Source organism: Anabaena sp. AL93, assembly GCF_001672085.1.
Lineage (GTDB): Bacteria > Cyanobacteriota > Cyanobacteriia > Cyanobacteriales > Nostocaceae > Dolichospermum > Dolichospermum heterosporum.
On record NZ_LJOU01000007.1, the window covers coordinates 37,612 to 59,903 of the forward strand.

Annotated in this window: 15 protein-coding genes and 1 pseudogene; 6 read left to right on the forward strand and 10 right to left on the reverse strand. The window is 38.4% G+C overall.

The features are described 5' to 3' along the window. Positions 1-30: 30 nt before the first annotated feature. The 10 genes and pseudogenes from AN486_RS03105 to AN486_RS26595 form a co-directional block, all read right to left on the reverse strand. Positions 31-354, reverse strand: coding sequence for a (2Fe-2S) ferredoxin domain-containing protein (locus tag AN486_RS03105; protein ID WP_052149939.1), 324 nt, complete (start codon positions 352-354; stop codon positions 31-33). A gap of 144 nt (positions 355-498) precedes the next feature. Further along, positions 499-915, reverse strand: a complete 417-nt coding sequence (locus tag AN486_RS03110) for a type II toxin-antitoxin system VapC family toxin (protein WP_053537499.1) — start codon at positions 913-915, stop codon at positions 499-501. 4 nt (positions 916-919) lie between these two features. Further along, a complete protein-coding gene (locus AN486_RS03115) occupies positions 920-1,141 on the reverse strand; it encodes a hypothetical protein (RefSeq protein ID WP_027403399.1) in 222 nt (73 codons plus the stop codon). A gap of 646 nt (positions 1,142-1,787) precedes the next feature. After that, complete coding sequence (locus AN486_RS03120) at positions 1,788-2,768, reverse strand: cysteine synthase A (protein WP_290599222.1); 981 nt, start codon at positions 2,766-2,768, stop codon at positions 1,788-1,790. 259 nt (positions 2,769-3,027) lie between these two features. Then, positions 3,028-4,899 (reverse strand): ABC transporter ATP-binding protein, encoded by a 1,872-nt coding sequence (locus AN486_RS03125; RefSeq protein WP_168635630.1) that lies wholly within the window; start codon positions 4,897-4,899, stop codon positions 3,028-3,030. Between the two features lie 23 nt (positions 4,900-4,922). Beyond that, complete coding sequence (locus AN486_RS03130) at positions 4,923-7,085, reverse strand: tetratricopeptide repeat protein (RefSeq protein WP_053537502.1); 2,163 nt, start codon at positions 7,083-7,085, stop codon at positions 4,923-4,925. A gap of 215 nt (positions 7,086-7,300) precedes the next feature. After that, positions 7,301-7,480 (reverse strand): ssl1498 family light-harvesting-like protein, encoded by a 180-nt coding sequence (locus tag AN486_RS03135; protein WP_015083315.1) that lies wholly within the window; start codon positions 7,478-7,480, stop codon positions 7,301-7,303. A 617-nt stretch (positions 7,481-8,097) separates the two neighbouring features. Then, complete coding sequence (gene thiO, locus AN486_RS03140; RefSeq protein WP_290599227.1) at positions 8,098-10,056, reverse strand: glycine oxidase ThiO; 1,959 nt, start codon at positions 10,054-10,056, stop codon at positions 8,098-8,100. 292 nt (positions 10,057-10,348) lie between these two features. Beyond that, positions 10,349-10,780: a hypothetical protein gene (locus AN486_RS03145; RefSeq protein WP_053537504.1), complete on the reverse strand. Its 432-nt coding sequence runs from the start codon at positions 10,778-10,780 to the stop codon at positions 10,349-10,351. A gap of 269 nt (positions 10,781-11,049) precedes the next feature. After that, a pseudogene (locus AN486_RS26595) lies at positions 11,050-11,120 on the reverse strand ((2Fe-2S)-binding protein); the annotation flags it as partial. Positions 11,121-11,564: 444 nt separating this feature from the next. On the opposite strand from AN486_RS26595, the gene cimA reads away from it, so the two are divergent. The 6 genes from cimA to AN486_RS26600 all read left to right on the forward strand — a co-directional run bounded on the left by cimA (position 11,565) and on the right by AN486_RS26600 (position 21,531). Beyond that, positions 11,565-13,244: a citramalate synthase gene (cimA, locus tag AN486_RS03150; RefSeq protein WP_053537505.1), complete on the forward strand. Its 1,680-nt coding sequence runs from the start codon at positions 11,565-11,567 to the stop codon at positions 13,242-13,244. 457 nt (positions 13,245-13,701) lie between these two features. Continuing rightward, positions 13,702-15,801: a hydantoinase/oxoprolinase family protein gene (locus AN486_RS03155; RefSeq protein WP_290599231.1), complete on the forward strand. Its 2,100-nt coding sequence runs from the start codon at positions 13,702-13,704 to the stop codon at positions 15,799-15,801. Between the two features lie 164 nt (positions 15,802-15,965). Beyond that, positions 15,966-16,646: a Uma2 family endonuclease gene (locus AN486_RS03160; RefSeq protein WP_053537507.1), complete on the forward strand. Its 681-nt coding sequence runs from the start codon at positions 15,966-15,968 to the stop codon at positions 16,644-16,646. A gap of 72 nt (positions 16,647-16,718) precedes the next feature. Further along, complete coding sequence (locus tag AN486_RS03165) at positions 16,719-18,269, forward strand: hydantoinase B/oxoprolinase family protein (protein WP_290599234.1); 1,551 nt, start codon at positions 16,719-16,721, stop codon at positions 18,267-18,269. Between the two features lie 507 nt (positions 18,270-18,776). Beyond that, positions 18,777-19,040, forward strand: a complete 264-nt coding sequence (locus AN486_RS03170; RefSeq protein ID WP_290599236.1) for a glutaredoxin family protein — start codon at positions 18,777-18,779, stop codon at positions 19,038-19,040. A gap of 148 nt (positions 19,041-19,188) precedes the next feature. Next, entirely contained in the window at positions 19,189-21,531 is a 2,343-nt protein-coding gene (locus AN486_RS26600; RefSeq protein ID WP_367142415.1) for a GUN4 domain-containing protein, read from the forward strand. Positions 21,532-22,292: the final 761 nt, after the last annotated feature.

The following is a 22,292-nucleotide window of genomic DNA, read 5'->3' on the forward strand; positions in this document are numbered from 1 at the left end:
ATTACAGCATTTATATATTTTCAGTGATCTTTATCCCTGGGGATGAAACCGATAATAAAGCATTTTCTTCACTCTTTTACCACCTAATAAATGTTGTTCCACCAATCTGGGTACTTCTTCGGGTAACACCCGACAATACCAAACCATTTCGGGTAAAACTAGCACCATTGGACCATTACCGCATTGACCTAAGCAGCCACTAGATGTAACTGTCACATTAGGTATAGGTAAATCGTGTAAAGCTGCTAAAACTTCCTTTGCACCTTGTTTTCTACAAGTACGATGTTGACATACTTTTACAGAAATCAGAAGAGGCTGTTCCTGGGTTTGGATATTTGATATTAATTCATTCATCGCCTTTTTGACTATAAACGCCAGTTATTTAGTAAGTAGGTTAGCATTGAAAATCGTCGTTATGGCAAGGCAAGAGGCAAAAGGCAAGAGTGAAGAGGGTTTGGGCGATTTTACTTTGCTTTACACAAATTGGTTTTATTGTGTTCACCTACTTATTAGTGAATAACCCAAATCTTGAATTCTTTGATAATGAGATAAATTACCTGTAACTAAGGTAAGATTATGACTAATAGCAATAGCAGCAATCATGCAATCAGGATAACCAATCCTCTTTCCTGTTATTTCTAAATCAGCATAAATTTTTCCGGCTAATACAGAAGCTGTTAAATTAAAAGATAATATTTCCTGTGAAATTAGGATGTTTAAAAATTGCTGAAGACGTTCTTTTTGCTGACGTTTCTGCCATCCTTCGACAATTTCCATAACTGTAATTGCAGAAATTGTATATTTCTCAAACTGGCTTAAGTAAATATCGGCTTTGGCAATAATCTGAGGATTTGCCCGTTTAATAATTTCTGAAAGAATATCAGTATCAAGTAGGGATTTCTCTACTTTATTCATTTTATCAACTATATCCTCTTTTTTCCATTGCCTCAACGACAATTTCATCAACGATTTCTGGAACATCCGCATATAATCCCATTAAGGGATCTTTCTTTTCCTGAATTTCTGCTAAACGTTCAATTACTTGAGTAATCAATTCTGATAACGTTGACTGATTGACTATTGCAATAGTTTTTGCCCGTTCAAAAGTCAGTCTATCTAATTCAAGTTCTATTTTTTCCATGATGGATTTACCCCTTAGTTAGGAAAACGGACAACGGTAATAATTCTGATTATATCATTTCGATCAGTAATAACTGTTGACCGTTCCCTGTTTTTACCCGCTAGTAACTTTTTTATCCAGACGTTCAGCCAGCCATAATTTAATAATAGAATCAGAAGTAACACCCAAACCCTTAGAGGTTGTTTGAAAACTTTTTCGTGTGGGATCTGACACCCGCAGATCCCCCTAAATCCCCCTTTCCAAGGGGGACTTTGAGGAATTTAGCCCCCCTTTGTAAGGGGGGTTGGGGGGATCTCGATTAATTCTGATACTTTTCAAACATCCTCTTAGCTTCATGTTCTAAAGCTGCAATCATCCAAATTGGGAAATCAATATTAATTCGTTTTTGTTCATTACCAGGAAAACCGTCACCACCATCATCAACTAAGCAAAAACAGCCACCAAAACCGGAATTACCTCCTCGTCCTTCCTTGCCTTAAAAATAGGCTAAATCGCCACTATCATACTATATGTTGTATATGTGGCGATCGCTAAAAAATCCTAACTGATCACTAAGAGACTTCCAAATAAAAAAATGTCCCAAAACTGATGCAGAAATTCTCTCTCTGTGTACTCTGTGCCTCTGTGGTTCGTTTCTTAGGATAATTTATTTCTTGGAAGTCTCCAATCCTTTACTGGCTAACCATGCACTATTAAATATTCGTGACTGATAGCGAGAACCACTGTCACACAAAATAGTCACAATAGTATGTCCTGGACCCAATTGTTTAGCTAAAGCCACAGCCGCACCGACATTAATTCCTGTTGAACCACCCATTAATAAACCATCTTTTCTTAATAGTTGATAAACAACACGCAAGGCTTCAGAATCATCAATTTGGATGGCATCATCAATGGGTGCGCCTTCCATATTAGCAGTAATCCGACTATTCCCAATACCTTCAGTAATAGAATTACCTTCGATTTTGATTTCCCCAGTTTTGATATAGCTATATAGTCCACTACCTAAAGGGTCAGCCACCACACATTTAACGCCCGGATTTTGTTCTTTCAGGTACATTGCCACACCAGCATAAGTACCACCCGTACCAGTTGCCGCTACCCAGCCATCTATTTTACCATGAGTCTGTTGCCAAATCTCTCTACCTGTGGTTTCATAATGGGCAATACGATTGGCTAAATTATCAAATTGATTAGCCCAAATGGCGTTTTCCATTTCTGCCGCAATTCTACCAGATAGTTTGACGTAATTATTCGGATCTTTGTAAGGTACAGCAGGAACAGGACGAACTTCCGCACCCAGGGTAGTTAAAGCATCTATTTTTTCTTGGGATTGGGTATTGGGAATAAAAATCAAGCATTTATAGCCTTTGACATTGCAGATATGTGCCAGCCCAATTCCCGTATTTCCCGCTGTTCCTTCTACTACTGTACCACCGGGTTTGAGGAGTCCTTTTTTTTCTGCATCTTCGATAATATACAGCGCAGCCCGATCTTTGACAGAACCACCAGGGTTCAGATATTCGGCTTTAGCCAATATTTCACAACCTGTTTCTTCACTAAAACTGTTTAAACGAATTAATGGGGTGTTACCAATTGTACCAACAAATCCATTTTTGATATCCATTTTGCATCTACCTGAGTTTTTCCCGATTTGCTTGCAGCAGCGCTTCGCTATCAAATTTTGACATTTCTAGCCATTTTTATGTGAATGAACCAAATCTTGATTTTGTTTCCCGCAAAGTCGCTAAGAGGGTGTTTGAAAAGTCATGATTGCTGTATCAAATATTTTACCCCTCCCTAACCCTCCCCTTATAAAGGCTACGGTGTACACACAAGTGATCCTGGCAGAGGTTTCAGCCTTTTTTCATCCAGGAATTTAAGCTTCACGACCGCATAATTTCATTGTGCCGATTTCTGATTCTTTCTGGACTACCTGTAGGAATTGCAGCAATTAGTTTTTGGGTGTATTCTTCTTTGGGGTGGAGATAAATACTTTCAGATGTCCCTGATTCCACTATTTTCCCTTGATTCATCACCAAAATGCGATCGCTCAAAAATTTGACTACACTTAAATCATGGGAAATAAAAATGTAAGTTAGTTGAAAATCCGCTTGTAATTCTTTCAATAAATTCAAAACTTGCGCTTGCACAGACACATCCAAAGCTGAAACAGATTCATCACAAATAATAAACTTAGGATTTAAAGCCAAAGCGCGAGCAATACAAACCCGTTGACGCTGACCACCAGAAAATTGATGAGGATATTTTTTCATATCACCCGCACTTAAACCCACCCGTTCCAACAATTCCACCACCCTAGCTTGTCGCTGTTGTTTCGACTTCCCTACCCCATGAATCAACAGAGGTTCTACAATCGCTTCCCCAATTTTCATCCGGGGATTGAGGGAACTAAAAGGATTTTGGAAAATAATCTGCATTTCTCGTCGTAAATGCTGCAAAGTTTTCCCAGTCAAGTGCGTAATATCCTGTCCATTAAATAATATTTTACCGCTCATCGGTTCGACTAATCGCAGCAAGGTTCTTCCTAAAGTAGTTTTACCGCAACCAGATTCTCCCACCAATCCCAAAGTTTCTCCCGGAAAAACATCAAAGGAAACCCCATTTACAGCCTTATGGTAACGTTTTGTACTGCCGAATACTCCCCGGACTGGAAAACCGACTTCCAAGTTACTAACGGTCAACAGCGGTAGTTGTGAACGAATATTTGCTAATCTGGCGTTCATCTCTTCCCCAGTAATTTCCGCTGGTTGTGCAGGTTCTTTAGTCTGAATTGTCACTTTTCCAAATTCATCTTCTGTCACATTCATGTAGTCAGAAACAGTCAGTAGTTTGTGGGGACGACGATTCAGACTAGGACGACAAGCTACAAGTCCTTTAGTATAAGGATGTTGGGGGTTATTAAAAATTTGTGTTGCTGCACCATATTCAACAATTTTACCTTTATACATTACCGCTACTTGGTCAGTAATTTCCGAAATTAAACCCAAGTCATGGCTAATAAAAATCATTGCCATATTGCGACTTTGTTGCAGTTCATATAACAATGCTAGAATTGTCGCTTGCACAGTTACATCTAAAGCTGTGGTTGGTTCATCAGCAATTAATACAGATGGATTACAGGAAATAGCCATTGCAATCATGATTCGTTGCAATTGTCCTCCAGATAGCTGATGAGGATATCTTTCCAACATAGCTTCTTTGTGTTCTTTCACCAACTGTGCCAATTTAAAACTACCGGGTGCTGACAAATCATGATCAAGATACTGTTCCTCAATTTGTTCATCACTAGGTAAAAGTTTAACTTCTTGCAACCCGGCGATCGCAATTCTTTTTGCTTCAGTTGCATTCACATTTTGATGGCGTATAATAGCTTCTTGCAGCTGAAACCCGATACTATAAACCGGATTTAAAGAACTCATTGGTTCTTGAAAAATCATCGCAATATCACCACCTCGATAAAGCTGCATTTCGTCAGGTGATAATGCTAATAAATCCAACGGTTGTCCACTTGTCCGAGAAAATAAAATTTCCCCTCCACTCACTTTTCCCGGATATTGCAACAAACCCATAATTGCTAAAGCCGTAACTGACTTTCCACTTCCCGACTCTCCCACTATTCCTAAAGTCTCACCCTGATGTAGCTGAAAGCTAATATCATCAATAGCTTTTACTTTACTGCTATCACTGATAAATTCAACTTGTAGATTGCGAACCCCTAAAACTATTTCTTTCATAACACCAATTACCAATTACCAATTTACAACTTCCGCAAAACATCTGGTAGCAATTGTCCTGGAAGTTTAGACAAAGCTAAATTTTGTCCTTGAATTCCTAACTCATTGTGAAAAGTACGAATTGTGTTAACAATATAACCGATTGTTGTTTGATAGTTTTCTGTTTTTCTATCAAATCCACTGAGCGCGTGTAAATGATTTTCTAAAGCAGCTTCTAAATGTTGAGACAGTGTTTTTTTGTCACCATTAAAAGATAAATTTGTCACTAAATCATGATGAGCTAATGCTAAATTATTGTGTGTCACATATAAATCAAAATTTAAAGGCAGATTACTAAATGAGTGAGCTATATTCACAGTTTCTTCATAGGCATTAATACATAATTTTATGAGCTTTTGTTGATCTTCCTTTGTTGTTTGCGGCTGATTTGCTAAATGCCAGTAAGCGATACCCAGATTATTTTGAGTAGCAGCATAGGCTTGGGGAACATCAGCAGATGTCCGATATTTTAGTGCTTCATTATAAACCTGAATTGCTAACTGGAGATTTTCTACTGGTTGTTCATACTGGGAAAGATTCCAATAAGCAGTACCAATATTATTTTGAATCATGCCATATTTTAGGGGTTCATCTGTCGGTTGATAGTGAATAACTGCTAATTTATAAGCAGCGATCGCCCTTGTCAAATGTTCCACAGGCTGATTATACTGTCCTAGATGCCAGTAAGCTGTACCTAAATTATTCTGACAAGCAGCATATTTTAAAGGTTCTATATCCTCCTGTCGGTAACGCAACGCCTCATCATAAGCCACAACCGCAAAACTCCAGTTTTCCACCGCGTCAGCAAACCTAGCTAAATCACCATAGGCAGTACCAAGGTTATTTTGAATACGAGTATAAGTTTCCGGCTGAGTATCACCTGTAATCAACTTGAGTGCTAACTTATAAAAATCTATCCCTTGCTGAATATAAATCTTTGCTTCTTCAGAATTATCGGGGATACGGTGCAACATCCAGTAAAGAGTCCCCAAATCATTCAAAACATCTGGAAGTTGTGGAGAACTTTCATCATAACTAACAGCCTCCTGATAAGCTAGAATTGCTATCATTAGATTTTCCGCCGTTGCTTTTCCTTCCTCAATCTGCAACCGATAGAAATTACCAAGATTCTGATAAGCTATCCCTAACTCTTCCTCCTTAGCCTTTTGAATATGTAACTGTTCAATTTCTCCAAGTATTTGTTGAATTTGATCACTATTATCAGCAGTTATTGTTTCCTTAATTAATCCTTGCAACTCCTGATTAATATGAGATAAGGCAAGTTCGCGCTGATTATTCGTAATTTGAGGAGATGGAACAGGAGATTTTTCTGGTATTTCTGTGCTTAAATATGTAGTTGTTGTTAAAGGTAAATCAGGTTTATTTGTGGCTTTAATGTCTGGAGAAATTTTTTCCTCATTCACAATTAAATTATCTAAATTTTCTCGTTCTAAACTACGGGAGTCAGCCACAACCTCTGAATAACCCCTATTATCTATAGTTGGTGTCGGTTCTCCCTCAAATACAAATACACCCGTGCGACAATGCCAAAATTTGGGTGCTGATTGCTGAATTGCCGACAACCAAGGACGAGAAACCCAAAATAACAAACTAGATTCTAAAAAGCGACTAGATTTATAACCAGATAAATGTTGTTCACTTAAATGGAGATAATTCAAAAATAAACGTTGGACTGCAACTGGTTCTTTAGTCAGCATTTCCACCCCCACAATCTGAAATCCTGGAATTGGTAAAGGACGACCAGGATTCTCTGTTGAACCTCCAACCAGTGGAGGTGGGTAATTAGCTAACCATTGGTTAATTTGCGCGATGGGATTAGGATCACTGAGATTTAATCGTATTGTCACCAATCGTGGATAGGCTGGTGTGCTAAAGTCTCCCACATTATCTCGTTGATATAAAACCTTGCCCACTGGATAAGCAAGGGTCGAGTGTAAACGTGCTGCTATCCGGTTTCTTAAGTGTAAATCATCACATATAGCAAATAAAATTTGTCTACGTAAACCCAGACTCAGAGCAAGTTTTAGGCGTTGATATACTTGCCGATTCAAACCAGTGTTTTCTGTGTGGACAGTTTCATTCACGCTTGTATTTAGTTGGGTTTTACCCCTTGTTTCTGTATACATCCCGACTGAATAAATTAAATATTAATGTCACATCTCATAATTTGGATTTTCACGGAGATGCTCTCTTTGTCAGGATGAATCAAGTTTTACGGGCTAGAATATCAAAAAAAAAGACTATAATTATACTTGTATTTTGCCATTCTAGCAAAAAATCAGGCTCTTGATCAAAATAAGAACCTGAAATCAGAAAAGGCGATTAAAGGGCAGTTTTTCAATTAGCTAACATTAGAGACAGTGAAAGCGACAAAAATTACCCCTCCAATTAAAAGCACCGCTGCAATTCCTAAGATAATATAAGTACGCTTTTGGGAGTTTGTTGGTGGTTCAGCTTGATAAAGCTTGGGTTCTTTAGCAAAGTTATTGAGAAGACCACCCTCTTCGTTTGTGTAAGGCATGAAGTGATTCCTTATTATCTTTCTTTACTTAATGTTAAATAAATTTTACAGCACTCTCATAAAAATAAAAAAATAATTAGAGACTTCCAAATAAAAAAATGTCCCAAAACTGATGCAGAAATTCTCTCTCTGTGTACTCTGTGCCTCTGTGGTTCGTTTCTTAGGATAATTTATTTCTTGGAAGTCTCTTACATGAATCTACATTCCTGGTATTTTGATTTATCTCTTTTCACTTTTGGTAGACATAAAAAAGACAAAATTAAGAGGATGTTTGAAAAGTGGTATCCCGTAATTTTTATCACATTGTTACCCCCCCTTTCCCCTTATGAAGGGAAACAAGAAAAATCCAGTTCCCTCCCCTTCCATCGGCCACGGTGTACACACAAGTTATCTAATCACCATTATTCCTCAAATTACCCCTCCCTAACCCTCCCCTTTGCAAGGGGAGGGAACTAATTTTTCCTTAATCCCCCCTTGATAAGGGGGGATTAAGGGGGGTAATTTAACTTGTGTGACACCGTAGCCTTTGAGGAGAGGGCTAGGGAAGGGGGGGTTAGGTTTCTGAAGATTATCGGTTCATATAATACTTTTCAAACACCCTTGAGAGGATAACAAAACTAACCTGTAATCGTTCCCGTCAAAGGAGAACTAGCACTAGCGTAATTCTTCATGGGCATTCTGCCGGCTAAGTAAGCCATGCGACCGGCTACTGTTGCCAAATTCATCGCATAAGCCATTGCTGGAGCATTCTCAGCCAGGGCGATCGCACTATTAATTAATAACGCATCCGCCCCCAATTCCATCGCCTCAGCAGCCTCAGAGGGCGCACCGATGCCAGCATCTACCACTACCGGAATATTGGCATTTTCAATAATAATCTGAATATTGGCGGTAGTTTTTAGCCCTTGTCCCGAACCAATGGGGGCAGCTAAAGGCATGACTGTGGCACAACCTACTTCTTCTAACCGCTTGGCTAACATAGGATCAGCATTAATATAAGGCAATACAGCAAAACCTTCTTTTACCAACTGTTCCGCAGCTTGCAAAGTGCCAATGGGATCAGGTAGTAAATACTTGGCATCAGGTATCACTTCTAACTTGACAAAATTATTATCTTCCTGTCCTAATAACTTAGCCATTTCTCGTCCCAACCGTGCCACCCGAATAGCTTCCTCCGCAGTTTGACAGCCGGCAGTATTGGGTAACATCCAGATTTTACTCCAATCCAAGGCTTCGGCTAAACCTTCATGTCCTGGGGCGTTAGTTTGTACCCGTCGCACAGCCACCGTGACAATTTGACAACCGCTTGCAGTGACACTTTGCTGCATTTCTTGGATATTGCGATATTTACCGGTTCCCGTCATTAACCGAGATTTAAAGCTTTTTCCCGCAATAATTAATGGTGAATCGGGAACAATTAAATCTGATATTTCTGGGTTACGGTGTCCTTTAGTAGCAGGAGTTGCGTGAATTAACATCGGTGTAGTAGTAGATGACACAGTAGAAAAGCGAGAATAATGAAAATTAGCTAAAAGAGGATCTGCTTTTTGTTCGCAAATCAAATCAGCAATTAATGTGGCTGTAATTGGTGCAAGTAAAATCCCATTGCGGTGATGACCAGTCGCAAAAGTTAAATTATCACAATCACTATGACCCAAAATAGGTAATTCATCGGGGGTAGCGGGACGAAATCCCCACCACAGTTCTTGAATAGGATAATTTTCTAATTGCGGATATAGGCGAATGGCTGATTGTAGTAAATTTTGAATTCCCCCAGGGGTATTATCGGCAGTAAATCCTACATCTTCACTAGTTGCACCAATAATGATAGAGCGATTCCTTCGAGGAACAATGTAAATATTTTCACCAAATAACACCCTAGTTAAGGGTAATTCAGTCAGAAAATCTGGGACTCGCAAACTCAGCATTTGTCCTTTGCGGGGACGCACTGGTAAAGGTAACAACTGATTTACCCAAGCACCGGCAGTTAAAAGATAATGGTCAGCGCGAAATAAACCAGTATTAGTTTGTACACCAATAACTTTTCCCTGTTGTTGAGAAATCGCCGCCACTGTAATTCCATCTTGGAAGACAACACCCAAAGAGTCAGCCGCAGTCCGCAGAACTTTAATTAACGCCCGGTTATCAACTTGCCCATCTTCAGGATACCACCACCCCCCCACCACATCTGCACCCAAACCTGGTTGATATTGGTTAATAGCATCTTGATCTAACCAGTAAGCGGTTTTGTCTCCTGTGTCTTTAGGTTGTTGATAAACTGGTGCGAGGATACCACAGGACCAATAGCCTGTATTGTTTAAATCTTTTCCCGTAGTTAATTCTGCTAGTTTTTGTGTCCAGTCTAAATATAAATTACGCGATCGCCTACATAAATCCAACATTGCCTCATTAGGAATATTTTCCGCATCAGGAGCTAACATTCCCGCTGCGGCATGGCTGGCTGCCGCAGTAAAATCACGGCAAAGTACAGTTACATTTGCACCCCGTAATCGCAGTTCAACACCGCAAGCCAACCCAATAATACCACCACCAATAATTAAAACATCATTAGTCATTAGTCAGTAGGGGCGCAGGGCCTGCGCCCAATCATTAGTCATCAGTAAATAACTAATAACTCATAAATGGCTCACAAGGGGCGCGAAAATTGGTCATTGGTCACGGGAATTTTAGATTTTAGATTTTAGATGAAAAAAATTTGGTATAACTCCCCGTCCTTGAGGACGGAAAAATACTCGCTGCGTTGCGTACGCTTCGCTAACGTCAATCCCAAATCGTTCGACTGAGCGAAGTCGAAGTCCAAAATCGTCAATCCCAAATCGAGTGACCTTTGACTTAATTTTTCCCTAATTACCACAAAGCGCGAATTGGTTCTTTCTTCTGACCTTCATTACCACTAGCACTTGAGTTACTCTGTGTAGTGTCAGTTTCATTGGTAGAACTGGAACTGTCATTACTACCACTTGTTTCTTGAGTAGTATTAGAAGAATTGTTAGTAGTCTCCGTAGAAAAATTACCTTGAGCTACACTAGTACGGCGGCTTTCACTGGCAGAATTACTTCCGCTGGAAGTTTCTGACTCATTACCACTAATATTTTCTGAATCCTTCCCATTGGCAGCACTATTAACATTAATATTAGCCGGGAGAACACTAGATGCTTTCCGTCCTTGAGGAACATTAGCAGTTTGTTGTCCGCCCATAGGAAAATTAATCCCCAGTAACGTACCTAGCAAAATTGCTACGCCGCCAGCCATTAAAATCAAGGGTGTCCATCTACCCATCTTGTTTCTCTCCTTGTAAACCTTCTGGTGTCCAAACTAATTGAGAACCTTGATCCCAAAACCCATGAAAAGAATTTTAGATTTTAGATTTTAGATTTTAGATTTTAGATTACAAAAATTTGGTACAATCCCCGTCCTTGAGGGTGGAGTCAATCCCAAATCGTTCGACTGAGCGAAGTCGAAGTCCAAAATCGTCAATCCCAAATCAAGTGACAAGCTAAACCCAAGCAACTTGCAGGAAAGTTGGCAAGAAGGGAACGTCGTGTTCACTTACGCCAATTTGCTGCGGCTACTCACCTTCTACCTTAACCGCATAAGTACCATAAGTGCCAATGCCTCTACTCAGATTTAACAGGATTTTGGGTAGTATTCCCCTGGGTTGTCTTTTGCATTAAAACAGCCTAGTACCGCAAAGCGGAAGTCAAAAGTCAAAAGTCAAAAGTCAAAGGTAATATTGAGCAAGCTTTTTGGCGATTGAGAATGCTTGGTTTATTTACGCAGTGCTGTACTAGAATTGAGTTATTAACAATAGTCATTAAATCCTCACCCTATAGAAGTTTTCGCAGCTTCTACGATACATATAGTGGTCAGGTAGACTGTGTTAGCTTATGGATTGGTACTGCCAACACTTTCAGAGGGAAACAGGAAAAAAATGTTAGCCATTGTTAGCATTTTTTTATCGGCATATTGAAATTACCGAAATAGCGTTTTGTAGTATGTTGGCATATCGCCGCAAAGTTGTCTCTTAGGTGTAAGTGTTGAAGCAAAGGTTCACCAAATTTTTATGACCAAAACTCCCTCAAATCAACTTTGGCTCTACGACACTACTCTCCGCGACGGGACTCAACGGGAAGGATTGTCAGTGTCCATAGAAGATAAGTTACGCATTGCTCACAAACTTGATGAATTAGGTATTCCTTTCATTGAAGGTGGTTGGCCGGGAGCAAATCCCAAAGATGTCCAATTTTTCTGGCAACTTCGAGAAAATCCCCTCAAACAAGCAGAAGTTGTCCCCTTTTGTTCCACCCGTCGTCCTCATACCAAAGCCGGAGATGAACCCATGCTGCAAGGGATTTTGGCAGCAGGAACGCGCTGGGTGACAATTTTCGGTAAATCCTGGGATTTGCACGTTACAACCGGACTCAAGACCAGCCTAGAGGAAAATCTAGCCATGATTGGTGATACCATCGAGTATCTCCGTTCTCAAGGACGACGGGTAATTTACGATGCTGAACACTGGTTTGATGGTTATAAGCAAAATCCTGATTATGCTCTACAGACGCTCAAAGCAGCAGTCACAGCAGGTGCAGAATGGTTAGTTTTATGTGATACCAATGGGGGGACTTTACCTCATGAAGTTTCGCAAATTGTGGAAGATGTTGTCAAGGGGACTGGGGACTGGGGACTGGGGACTGGGAATGAGGAAAAAACTCTTACCCAATCACCAATCACCAATCACCAATTACCACTTCCCAAAATCGGCATACATACCCATAATGATTCAGAAATGGCGGTTGCTAATGCCTTAGCAGCAGTTATGGCTGGAGCTAAGATGGTACAAGGAACAATTAACGGTTATGGGGAACGTTGCGGGAATGCAAATCTGTGTTCTGTGATTCCCAATTTACAACTAAAATTGGGTTATAGTTGTATCGGTGAACACCAGCTAAATCAACTTACAGAAGCTAGTCGGTTTGTGAGCGAGGTTGTTAATCTCGCACCTGACGAACACGCACCTTTTGTTGGACTTTCAGCTTTTGCTCATAAGGGTGGGATTCATGTCTCTGCGGTGGAACGTAATCCTTTAACCTATGAACATATTCAACCAGAATTGGTAGGAAATCAACGCCGTATTGTCATTTCTGAACAGTCTGGTTTAAGTAATGTCTTAGCTAAAGCTAAAACTTGTGGGATTGAATTAGATAAAGATCATCCTCAAGCTAGACAAATTCTCCAACGCATGAAGGAATTGGAGAGTGAAGGCTATCAATTTGAAGCCGCAGAGGCTAGTTTTATTCTTTTGATGTATGAGGCTTTATCATGTCGTCAACAGTTTTTTGAAGTTCAAGGTTTTCAGGTTCATTGTGATTTAGTAGAGGTGAAAGAAACTACTAATTCTTTAGCGACTGTTAAAGTAGCTGTTAATGGTAAAAATATTCTAGAAGCCGCAGAAGGTAATGGACCAGTGGCGGCTTTAGATGCGGCTTTGCGTAAGGCTTTAGTGAATTTTTATCCTCAAATTGCCGATTTTGAGTTGACTGATTATAAGGTGAGAATTCTTAACGGAAATACGGGAACATCTGCCAAAACTCGTGCTTTAGTAGAATCGGGTAATGGTCAACAACGGTGGACTACTGTAGGAGTTTCTAGTAATATTTTGGAGGCTTCTTATCAAGCTGTGGTTGAGGGTTTAGAATATGGATTATTGCTGCATTTCCAAGCTGAAAAGACGTTGAAAGTTTAGGAGTTGATAAATTTTGGTAGGGATGTCTAATGTCTCTACCTAATTACAGCGATTTCCAATCTTATGAGGTACATCTTAGAGGTTGTTTGAAAACTTTTTCGTGTGGGATCTGACACCCGCAGATCCCCCTAAATCCCCCTTGAAAAGGGGGACTTTGAGGAATTTAGCCCCCCTTTGTAAGGGGGGTTGGGGGGATCTCGATTAATTCTGATACTTTTCAAACATCCTCTTAGCCCCCTCATCGCTTGCGGGGAGGGGGTTGGGGGTGGGGTTCTTGTTCCGGGTTTGATGACAATTTGCTGTAAGAGGTTGTTTGAAAAGTATTAGATGAAACCGATAATCTCCAGAAACCTAACAGTAGGTATCAATTCTGTCTTTCCTCTTCCCTGACCACACAAGTAAATTCACAGAATCAAACCGGATTCCTATATTTTTATAATATTGAGGAAATTAAATAATGTTCAAAGTATTTGGAGACCGGGGTGGCACGTTTACAGATATAGTTGCTGTCACTAATAATCAAACAATAATCAACAGACTTTCAAAACATCAAGAACGGTTTTTAATCGTTCCTCTCCCTAATCAAGAATGGATAATAGTCTATAAATTACTCTCAGAAAATCCCGAACAATATCAAGATGCAGTAATTCAAGGTATTCGGGATATTTTGGGTATTTCCAACCAAAAACCTATTCCTAGGGAAGCCATAGAAATAGTCAAAATGGGGACAACAGTAGCCACAAATGCCCTGTTAGAAAGAAAAGGAAATCGGGTAGTTCTAGCTATTACTAAAGGCTTTAAAGATGCGTTGAGAATTGGTTATCAAAATCGTCCAAATATCTTTGCTAGACAGATAATTTTACCCACCATGCTGTATGAGCAGGTAATTGAAATAGAAGAACGTTATGATGCTCATGGCAATGAATTAATAGCCGTAAATATTGAACAAACTAAAAATGGCTTACAAGCAGCTTATGACACAGGAATTCGCAGTTGTGCCATTGTTTTCATGCACAGCGATCGCTATCCATACCACGAACAACAAGTAGCACAAATAGCTCAAGAAATCGGCTTTACACAAATCTCCATATCCCATCAAGTTAGTCCATTAATGAAATTAGTTAGTCGAGGAGATACAACTGTTGTAGATGCTTATTTAACTCCGATTTTGCGGCACTACATTAACCAAGTAGCTAGTCAACTACCTGGAGTTAAATTAATGTTTATGAAATCTGATGGCGGCTTAACCGACGCACAACAATTTCAAGGAAAAGATAGTATTTTAAGTGGACCGGCTGGTGGTATTGTCGGTGCAGTTCAAACCAGCAAAAGAGCAGGTTTTGAATTAGTAATTACCTTTGATATGGGCGGAACAAGTACAGACGTTGCCCACTTTAAAGGAGAATATGAACGCCAATTAGACTCAGAAATTGCAGGTGCGCGGATGCGAGTTCCCGTATTAGCAATTAACACTATTGCGGCTGGAGGCAGTTCAATTTTATATTTTGATGGTTCTAGTTATCGTGTTGGACCCCAATCTGCGGGTGCAAATCCAGGACCAGCTTGTTACCGACGTGGAGGACAATTAACCGTCACAGATGCTAACGTCATGTTAGGAAAAATTCACCCTCAATATTTCCCCTCTGTGTTTGGTATTGCAGGCAATTTACCCTTAGATAAAGATATCGTCAAAAAACAATTTATCCAACTCTCCCAGGCGATTTTAGCCGCCACAGGCAACACTTCTACACCCGAACAAGTAGCAGCGGGATTTATAGCGATCGCTGTGGAAAATATGGCAAATGCCATTAAAAAAATCAGTTTACAAAAAGGTTATGATGTCAGCGAATATGTCCTTTGTTGTTTTGGTGGTGCAGGTGGACAAGTTGCTTGTTTAATTGCCGATACTTTAGGCATGAAAAAGATATTTCTTCACCCCTACGCAGGAGTTCTTTCTGCTTATGGCATGGGATTAGCTGACATTCGCTCAATTAAAGAAACAGGCGTAGAAAAACCTTTGAATCAAACATTAATTCCGCAATTACAGCAATTGATGTTATCCTTAGAGACCCAAGCAAAAACTACTATTAACTCCGATGAAACAAGTAGAGAAACAATAGTCCAAAAAATTAACTTAAAGTATGATGGGACTAACTCTACATTAAACATTAATTTCGCCGATAATGTGGCATTAATGCGAAAAGAATTTGAAACTGAGCATAAAAATAGATATGGTTTTATTCAAACTGAGAAAACCTTAATTGTCGAATCAGTCTCAGTAGAAGTAATTCAAAAAATGGACACTCCTGAAGAACCATTAATTACTCGTAATCGTCCTTTTGATCAAAATCCCACACCTGTGGAAATAGTAAAAATGTTTACGGCTGATAAATGGCATGATACTCCTGTTTATTACCGGGATAATTTACAACCAGAAGATAGTATAGTCGGACCTGCTATCATTGTCGAAAAAATCAGCACAATTGTCGTTGAACCTCACTGGGAAGCAACATTAACGAAACAAAATCACTTAATTTTACAACGCCATTTTTCGTAGGTTGGGTTGAGCCTTTGCGAAACCCAACATTTCCAAAGAAAATAAGATTTTCAGAATATTTGAACGCAGATAAACGCAGATAAACACAGATAAGACCTTGAATGGATTAATTATCAATTGGTAATTAATGTTAGAATAAACAAATAACTACTTGGTATCATATCATGATGATTACTCAAGAAATAGCATCTGAAAAAATCATCTCTCCAGATGTTATTTTTCCTCCCAGTGACCTATATAGTGATGAACCTCCCGTGGAAACAGAACTACACCTACGACAAATAATCCTACTTTTCAAATGTTTGGAATGGTTATGGAAAGACAGAACTGATTTCTATGCTGCGGGAAATCTGAGTATTTATTATAGTCCACATCAGAAGAAAACAGAAAATTTTCGTGGGCCTGATTTTTTTGTAGTCTTAGGAACTGACAGAAAAACTCGTAAAAGTTGGGTAGTGTGGGAAGAAAACGGTAAATATCCTCATGTAATTGTCGAAATTCTCTCACCAACAACAGCCAAAATAGATAGAGAATCAAAAAAAGAACTTTATCAAGAAACTTTCCGCACACCTGACTATTTTTGGTTTGATCCTTATACATTAGAATTTGCAGGATTTCATATCACAGACGGAAAATATCAACCTATAAAAGCCACCGAAAAAGGGCATTTATGGAGTCAACAATTAGGTTTATATTTAGGAATTCATGAAGGTTTATTGCGTTATTTCACATCAGAAGGCAATTTAGTCCCCACACCTGAAGAAACCGCAGAACAGGAAGCAAGAAAAGCAGAACGTTTGGCCACAAAACTGCGGGAATTAAATATAGATCCAGATACAATTTAATAAAAAATGTAGGTTGGGTTGACGCAAGGAAACCCAACATATTGTTTATCTTGAAATTAATTAAGTGAAAAAATGTATACCATATCTCAACCAGATCCCATTCGTTTAGAAATATTCAAAAACCTCTATCAATTCATCGCCGAACAAATGGGAATTGTGCTGCAAAATACCGCAACATCAGTTAATATTAAAGAACGGCTAGATTTTTCCTGTGCTATTTTTGATGCTTCCGGTTTATTAGTTGCAAATGCACCTCATATTCCTGTACATTTAGGCTCAATGAGTGAAAGTGTCCGCAGTTTAATTAATGATCAAGGTGACAATATTAAACCGGGAAATGTTTATTTATCAAATAACCCCTATAACGGAGGAACACATTTACCTGATGTCACAGCCATTACCCCAATTTTTGATGGAGAAAAAACACAAATTATCTTTTATGTTGCTTCTCGTGGACATCAAGCAGATATAGGTGGTATTACTCCTGGTTCTATGCCTCCTCACAGTACCACAGTCGCAGAAGAAGGAATTATATTTGATAATTTTCTCTTAGTTGAACAGGGAGACTTTCAAGAAACAGCCGTGAGAAATTATCTCTTAAATCATCTCTATCCTAGTCGAAATCCTGACCAAAACATTGCCGATTTTAAAGCTCAAATAGCTGCTAATGAAAGGGGAGTCCAAGAACTTGGTAAAATGGTCAATCAATATGGACTAACAACAGTACAAACTTATATGCAGTTTGTCCAAAATAATGCTGAAGAATCCGTCAGACGAGCAATTGATGTTTTGAAAGATGGTGCATTTATTTATGAAATGGATAGCGGTGCAAAAATTCAAGTTGCAGTGACAATTAACCGAGAAAATCGGAGTGCTAAAATTGATTTTACGGGAACATCTGCACAACTAAATAGTAATTTTAATGCCCCCAAAGCCGTAACACAAGCAGCAGTTTTGTATGTGTTCCGTACTTTAGTTGATGATAATATTCCTCTTAATGCTGGATGTCTTAAACCTTTAGAAATTATAATTCCTGAAGGTTGTATGTTAAACCCAATCTATCCCGCAGCAGTGGTAGCAGGAAATGTAGAAACTTCACAAACAATTGTTGATGCTTTATATGGTGCATTAGGTGTCATGGCTGCTTCCCAGGGAACGATGAATAATTTTACTTTTGGGAATGAAAAATATCAATATTATGAAACCATTTGTGGTGGTTCAGGTGCGGGGATGAATTTTCATGGTACTGATGCAATTCATACACACATGACTAACTCCCGTTTAACTGATCCAGAAGTTTTAGAAACTCGTTATCCTATCCAAGTAGAAAGCTTTAGTTTGCGTTCTGATAGTGGTGGTAAAGGTAAATACACAGGTGGAAATGGCGTAATTCGTCGTCTTAAATTTCTCGAACCAATGACAGCTAATATTCTTTCTAGTCATCGCTTAATTCCTCCCTTTGGTTTGTATGGTGGAGAAAGTGGAAAAGTGGGAAGAAACTGGATAAAACGTGAAAATGGAACTGAAGAAAATTTAGGGAATACAGCTACAGTAGAGATGCAGTCGGGGGATGTTTTTATCATAGAAACTCCTGGAGGTGGAGGATTTGGTAAGGTTTTGTGAATGTAACAAGACTTACGCAACTGGAACATTGGTAGGGTGCGTCAGACTGCATAAATCCTGTAAATAAACAGATTATTGATATCTGACGCACCCCATAATAGATTTTTAGTTTTTGTAGCTTGGGTTAAGCGACAGCGCAACCCAAAAAATGCTTATAAATGTTGGGTTTCGTTTCTCAACCCGACCTACATAATTCTATTTTTTGAGCTTAACCGACAAGTATTGAATTGGGGTTTTTATGTATATCATTTCCCAGTCTAATGAGGTACAAAATCATCTGTGTTTATCTGCGTTTATCTGCGTTTAATTCTGACTTCTTGTACCTCACTTACATGGAAATTGCTAGATCACCATTAATTATCATCTATTTTTTCATCCTGTTAATCTTGTAATCCTGAGTATCCTGATATGGCTTACGCCACGCTACGCTATCAGATATTTTTCTATAAAATTGTATTTTTAGTTAAAATAACTATAAAACACATTTTCATTGTTTAATCTCAACTCATGCAATTAATTCTCTACAGCAAACCCGGTTGTCATCTTTGTGAAGGATTACAGGAAAAACTGGAACAAATCAAAAATCTTAGTTTTGAGTTGGAAGTACGGGATATTACCACCCGTGATGATTGGTTTACCGCATATCAATATGAAATTCCGGTACTACATTTACTCATTGGTGACGGTAAAGAAAAACTGATACCCCGTCCTTCTCCTCGTCTGAGTGTGGAACGTCTGGAAAAAATGTTAAGTGATTATGTGAAAACTTGAAACTCTAATATTCAGATCCCCGACTGTTTAAAAAATTCGGGTATCTAAAAGCACGTAAGTATTCCCTATATATTTTTTATCCCATCTATGGTAAATTTAAACAGGATAAAGCCAATATTCCTGTTTTTTAGCCTATTCTAAGATCCTCATGGCAGATAACACCAATAATCATCAATCTATTCTTAATGCTAGTGTAGGTGATCAAGCGTCGGAAAATGACTATCTTGGTTTTGAACCTTACGTTGTAGCTATTGCTGAGTTCTTAACTAATCCTGAAACTAAACCTCCTCTGACTCTTTCTATAGAAGGTGAATGGGGTAGCGGTAAGTCTTCTTTTATGAAGCAATTAGAAAAAGCTATTCAAGAAACTGAGAAAAAAAAGTTTGATGATGAGATAAATCAGGAAAAAAAGGAATTAAAAGAATACTTAGAAAAATTTAACCAGAAAAAAGTCCAAAACAAGATATTAAGTTTATCTTCTCTACTAAATAATTTATTAAAATGGCTGAAATTAAAACTAAAAATTATTACATTTCGTCCTCCAACCACAGTTTGGTTTAATGCTTGGAGACATGACAAAGCCGAAGCACTTTGGGCAGCTTTTTCATTAGAATTTCTGCGGCAAATTTCTCAGATTCGCCATAAGCGTGATGTATTGCCTATCTTAAAAGGTAATATTAGACTATCTTTTCTGCGTTTTAACTGGATTCAAGGAATTTATTATTTATTCTTAGTTGTTGTTGGTTTATTAGTCCTGATAGCATCAGTTGTATATGCTATTAGGGTAGAAAATAATGTATTAAAGGTAGTTAAGAATTTAAAGGAAATTAAAGAATTCATAACATTTATTTTTCAACCAGAATTAGAACTTCCTAGATTAATTACTAGAGTTATCATATATGTTTCTCCTTTTATAGGCTTTGTATCTCTAGTATTAAAAATTTTTAATATTGGCAACCCCAAAAATGATTTAAACAACTATCTTAAATCACCCAAATACGAAAACCAGATTGAGTTTATTGAAGAATTTCACGCAGACTTCAAAAAGATTGTAGAGGCGTTTTCAGGACAAAATAAAGTATATGTTTTTATAGATGATCTTGACCGTTGTGAAATTACCAAATCTGCTGAACTAATGCAAGCTATCAATATGATGATAGCAAATGATCCACAATTAATTTTCATTTTGGGTATGGATGTGGATAAAGTAGCTGCGGGTATTGCAGTGAAGTATAAAGAAATAATTCCCTATCTAGGATTTGATGCTAACTCTAGAAATAATCGTAGTTTATCCATAAGAGCCATAGAATACGGCTATAATTTTTTTGAGAAATTTGTTCAGATTCGTTTCCAAATCCCCCAACCAACTACATCAGATTTTGCACGATTTTTGAACAAAATTTCTCCTCGTAAAACCCCACCACAACCAAAAATTGTAAATAACACAGAACAAATAGAAGCACCTGGAGAAGAAATAGCTGCTACAGGAACTCTACCTTCAACTTCAGAAGAACAGCGTGATCGTATTGAAAATATCAGAATAACAACTGGTGAAGATTCAGAAGTAGTTCGCAATATTGCCTTAATGGTTGCTCCTGCTTTAGATTATAATCCCCGACGGTGGAAGCAGTTTATTAATGTATTTAGGCTAAAAGCCTACATTGGAGCTTCTACAAATTTAATTACTGCTCATGTTTCGGAAAACAATTCCAGGAGATATTTAACTTTAGAACAGTTGGGGAAATTTACAGCTATCAGTATCAGATGGCCACGACTGATTATGGATTTGAATACAGACCGTCAGCTACTTAAACATTTGCAAAAAGGCGCACTTGAACACTCTGCTGATTTTAGTGAATACAACGAAACTACAAAATATTGGGGAAGCAAGCCAAAACTGGTTGAATTGCTTCGCTATGCAGCAGTTGGTTCTATAGAAAAATATAGCTTTGCTAATGTAGATGTAGAGACACTGCTACAGGTTTCACCAACAGATGACCTCAGTTCAGAAAGAGACATAGACTACACGAAACTGCGTGACCTACTCAAAGCAGGTAACTGGAAGGAAGCAGATAAAGAAACTTATGAAGTAATGATTAAAGCTGTAGGTAAAAAGTCTGGTGAATGGTTTACAGATAATGAATTATTAAATTTCCCATGCCAAGACCTCCGCACAATTGATAAATTGTGGGTAAAATACAGTGAAAGGCGATTTGGCTTCAGTGTCCAAAAGGAGATATACTTGAGCGTGGGTGGTAAGGCTGATGGCGAGTATCATAGAGATGCCTGGGAAAAATTTGGTAATAAAGTAGGATGGAGAGAGAATGAAGGATGGATTTATTACTCCCAAGTCAAATTTTCTACCTCTGCTGTTGATGGACACTTACCTTTTTATCTAGTACAATTTTCTTTGGATGATTGGACACTACCTAGTGGACTTGGACGGTTTTGTGTTCTTATCTTCTCTCGCATCGAGACTTGTAAACTGTAACATCTAAGGCTTTCAGAATATTGTAAATATTTATTACAGCCCCCTTTCCCACGCTAGAATCAACATTTGCGATTTTCGTTACCTGGCACGGCAGAGGTGAATGATTTTATTTATCGTAAACAGACAAGTATGGTAGGGGTAAAGCAAAAGCTCATTGTTGTCACCCACATTCCGCAGGTGTTTTTTGATTTTTCGGAATTATCCATAACCCAATGATAATAAGGCTTTTAGACAATTATACGCAATTCTATATTAGGGCGATCGCAGATCTATCTAAAGCTAGAATCAAGCTTATTGAGAATAATGTCAATAAATCAGTTGGTTTGAGATTAAATTTATTGAATACCTCCATAAATAGCAAAAAGCATGAAGTGGTTATTATGACTGGGTTTTAGCTTTTTTATGAAATTCTTTTTTTGACAAAATAACCTGCTGGGAGAAATATTTTGAGTATATTTACTCATGCTGAATGTGGGTTGTCAACTTAACGTAAAACTCATAGCCCGCCTGGGAATGAATTCCCAATCTAATAGCAAAAGTCATCTGAAGATGACTAAAAATCCCCAGTTTACTTTAGTAAACTTTACTTATTAGCCCGGAAATTCATTTCTGGGTGGGTGTGGAAGCCAACAAATAAGGCATCTGTAGCCTAAGTTGACACCTATGATCACTGCTAAACCCCTACGAAGGATGTAGTTTTTTGCTGTCATTATCCTGATGAATAAAATCGTCCTCAATCGGTTATAAAATCTCAAATATTT

What these genes read in the sequence shown, in the direction of transcription:
- AN486_RS03160 (WP_053537507.1), top strand. Translation starts at nt 15,966, where the DNA reads ATGATGATTACTCAAGAAATAGCATCTGAAAAAATCATCTCTCCAGAT.
- AN486_RS03165 (WP_290599234.1), top strand. Translation starts at nt 16,719, where the DNA reads ATGTATACCATATCTCAACCAGATCCCATTCGTTTAGAAATATTCAAA.
- AN486_RS03155 (WP_290599231.1), top strand. Translation starts at nt 13,702, where the DNA reads ATGTTCAAAGTATTTGGAGACCGGGGTGGCACGTTTACAGATATAGTT.
- AN486_RS03105 (WP_052149939.1), bottom strand. Translation starts at nt 354, where the DNA reads ATGAATGAATTAATATCAAATATCCAAACCCAGGAACAGCCTCTTCTG.
- AN486_RS03135 (WP_015083315.1), bottom strand. Translation starts at nt 7,480, where the DNA reads ATGCCTTACACAAACGAAGAGGGTGGTCTTCTCAATAACTTTGCTAAA.
- AN486_RS03115 (WP_027403399.1), bottom strand. Translation starts at nt 1,141, where the DNA reads ATGGAAAAAATAGAACTTGAATTAGATAGACTGACTTTTGAACGGGCA.
- AN486_RS03125 (WP_168635630.1), bottom strand. Translation starts at nt 4,899, where the DNA reads ATGAAAGAAATAGTTTTAGGGGTTCGCAATCTACAAGTTGAATTTATC.
- AN486_RS26600 (WP_367142415.1), top strand. Translation starts at nt 19,189, where the DNA reads ATGGCAGATAACACCAATAATCATCAATCTATTCTTAATGCTAGTGTA.
- AN486_RS03110 (WP_053537499.1), bottom strand. Translation starts at nt 915, where the DNA reads ATGAATAAAGTAGAGAAATCCCTACTTGATACTGATATTCTTTCAGAA.
- AN486_RS03120 (WP_290599222.1), bottom strand. Translation starts at nt 2,768, where the DNA reads ATGGATATCAAAAATGGATTTGTTGGTACAATTGGTAACACCCCATTA.
- AN486_RS03145 (WP_053537504.1), bottom strand. Translation starts at nt 10,780, where the DNA reads ATGGGTAGATGGACACCCTTGATTTTAATGGCTGGCGGCGTAGCAATT.
- cimA (WP_053537505.1), top strand. Translation starts at nt 11,565, where the DNA reads ATGACCAAAACTCCCTCAAATCAACTTTGGCTCTACGACACTACTCTC.
- AN486_RS03170 (WP_290599236.1), top strand. Translation starts at nt 18,777, where the DNA reads ATGCAATTAATTCTCTACAGCAAACCCGGTTGTCATCTTTGTGAAGGA.
- AN486_RS03130 (WP_053537502.1), bottom strand. Translation starts at nt 7,085, where the DNA reads ATGTATACAGAAACAAGGGGTAAAACCCAACTAAATACAAGCGTGAAT.
- thiO (WP_290599227.1), bottom strand. Translation starts at nt 10,056, where the DNA reads ATGACTAATGATGTTTTAATTATTGGTGGTGGTATTATTGGGTTGGCT.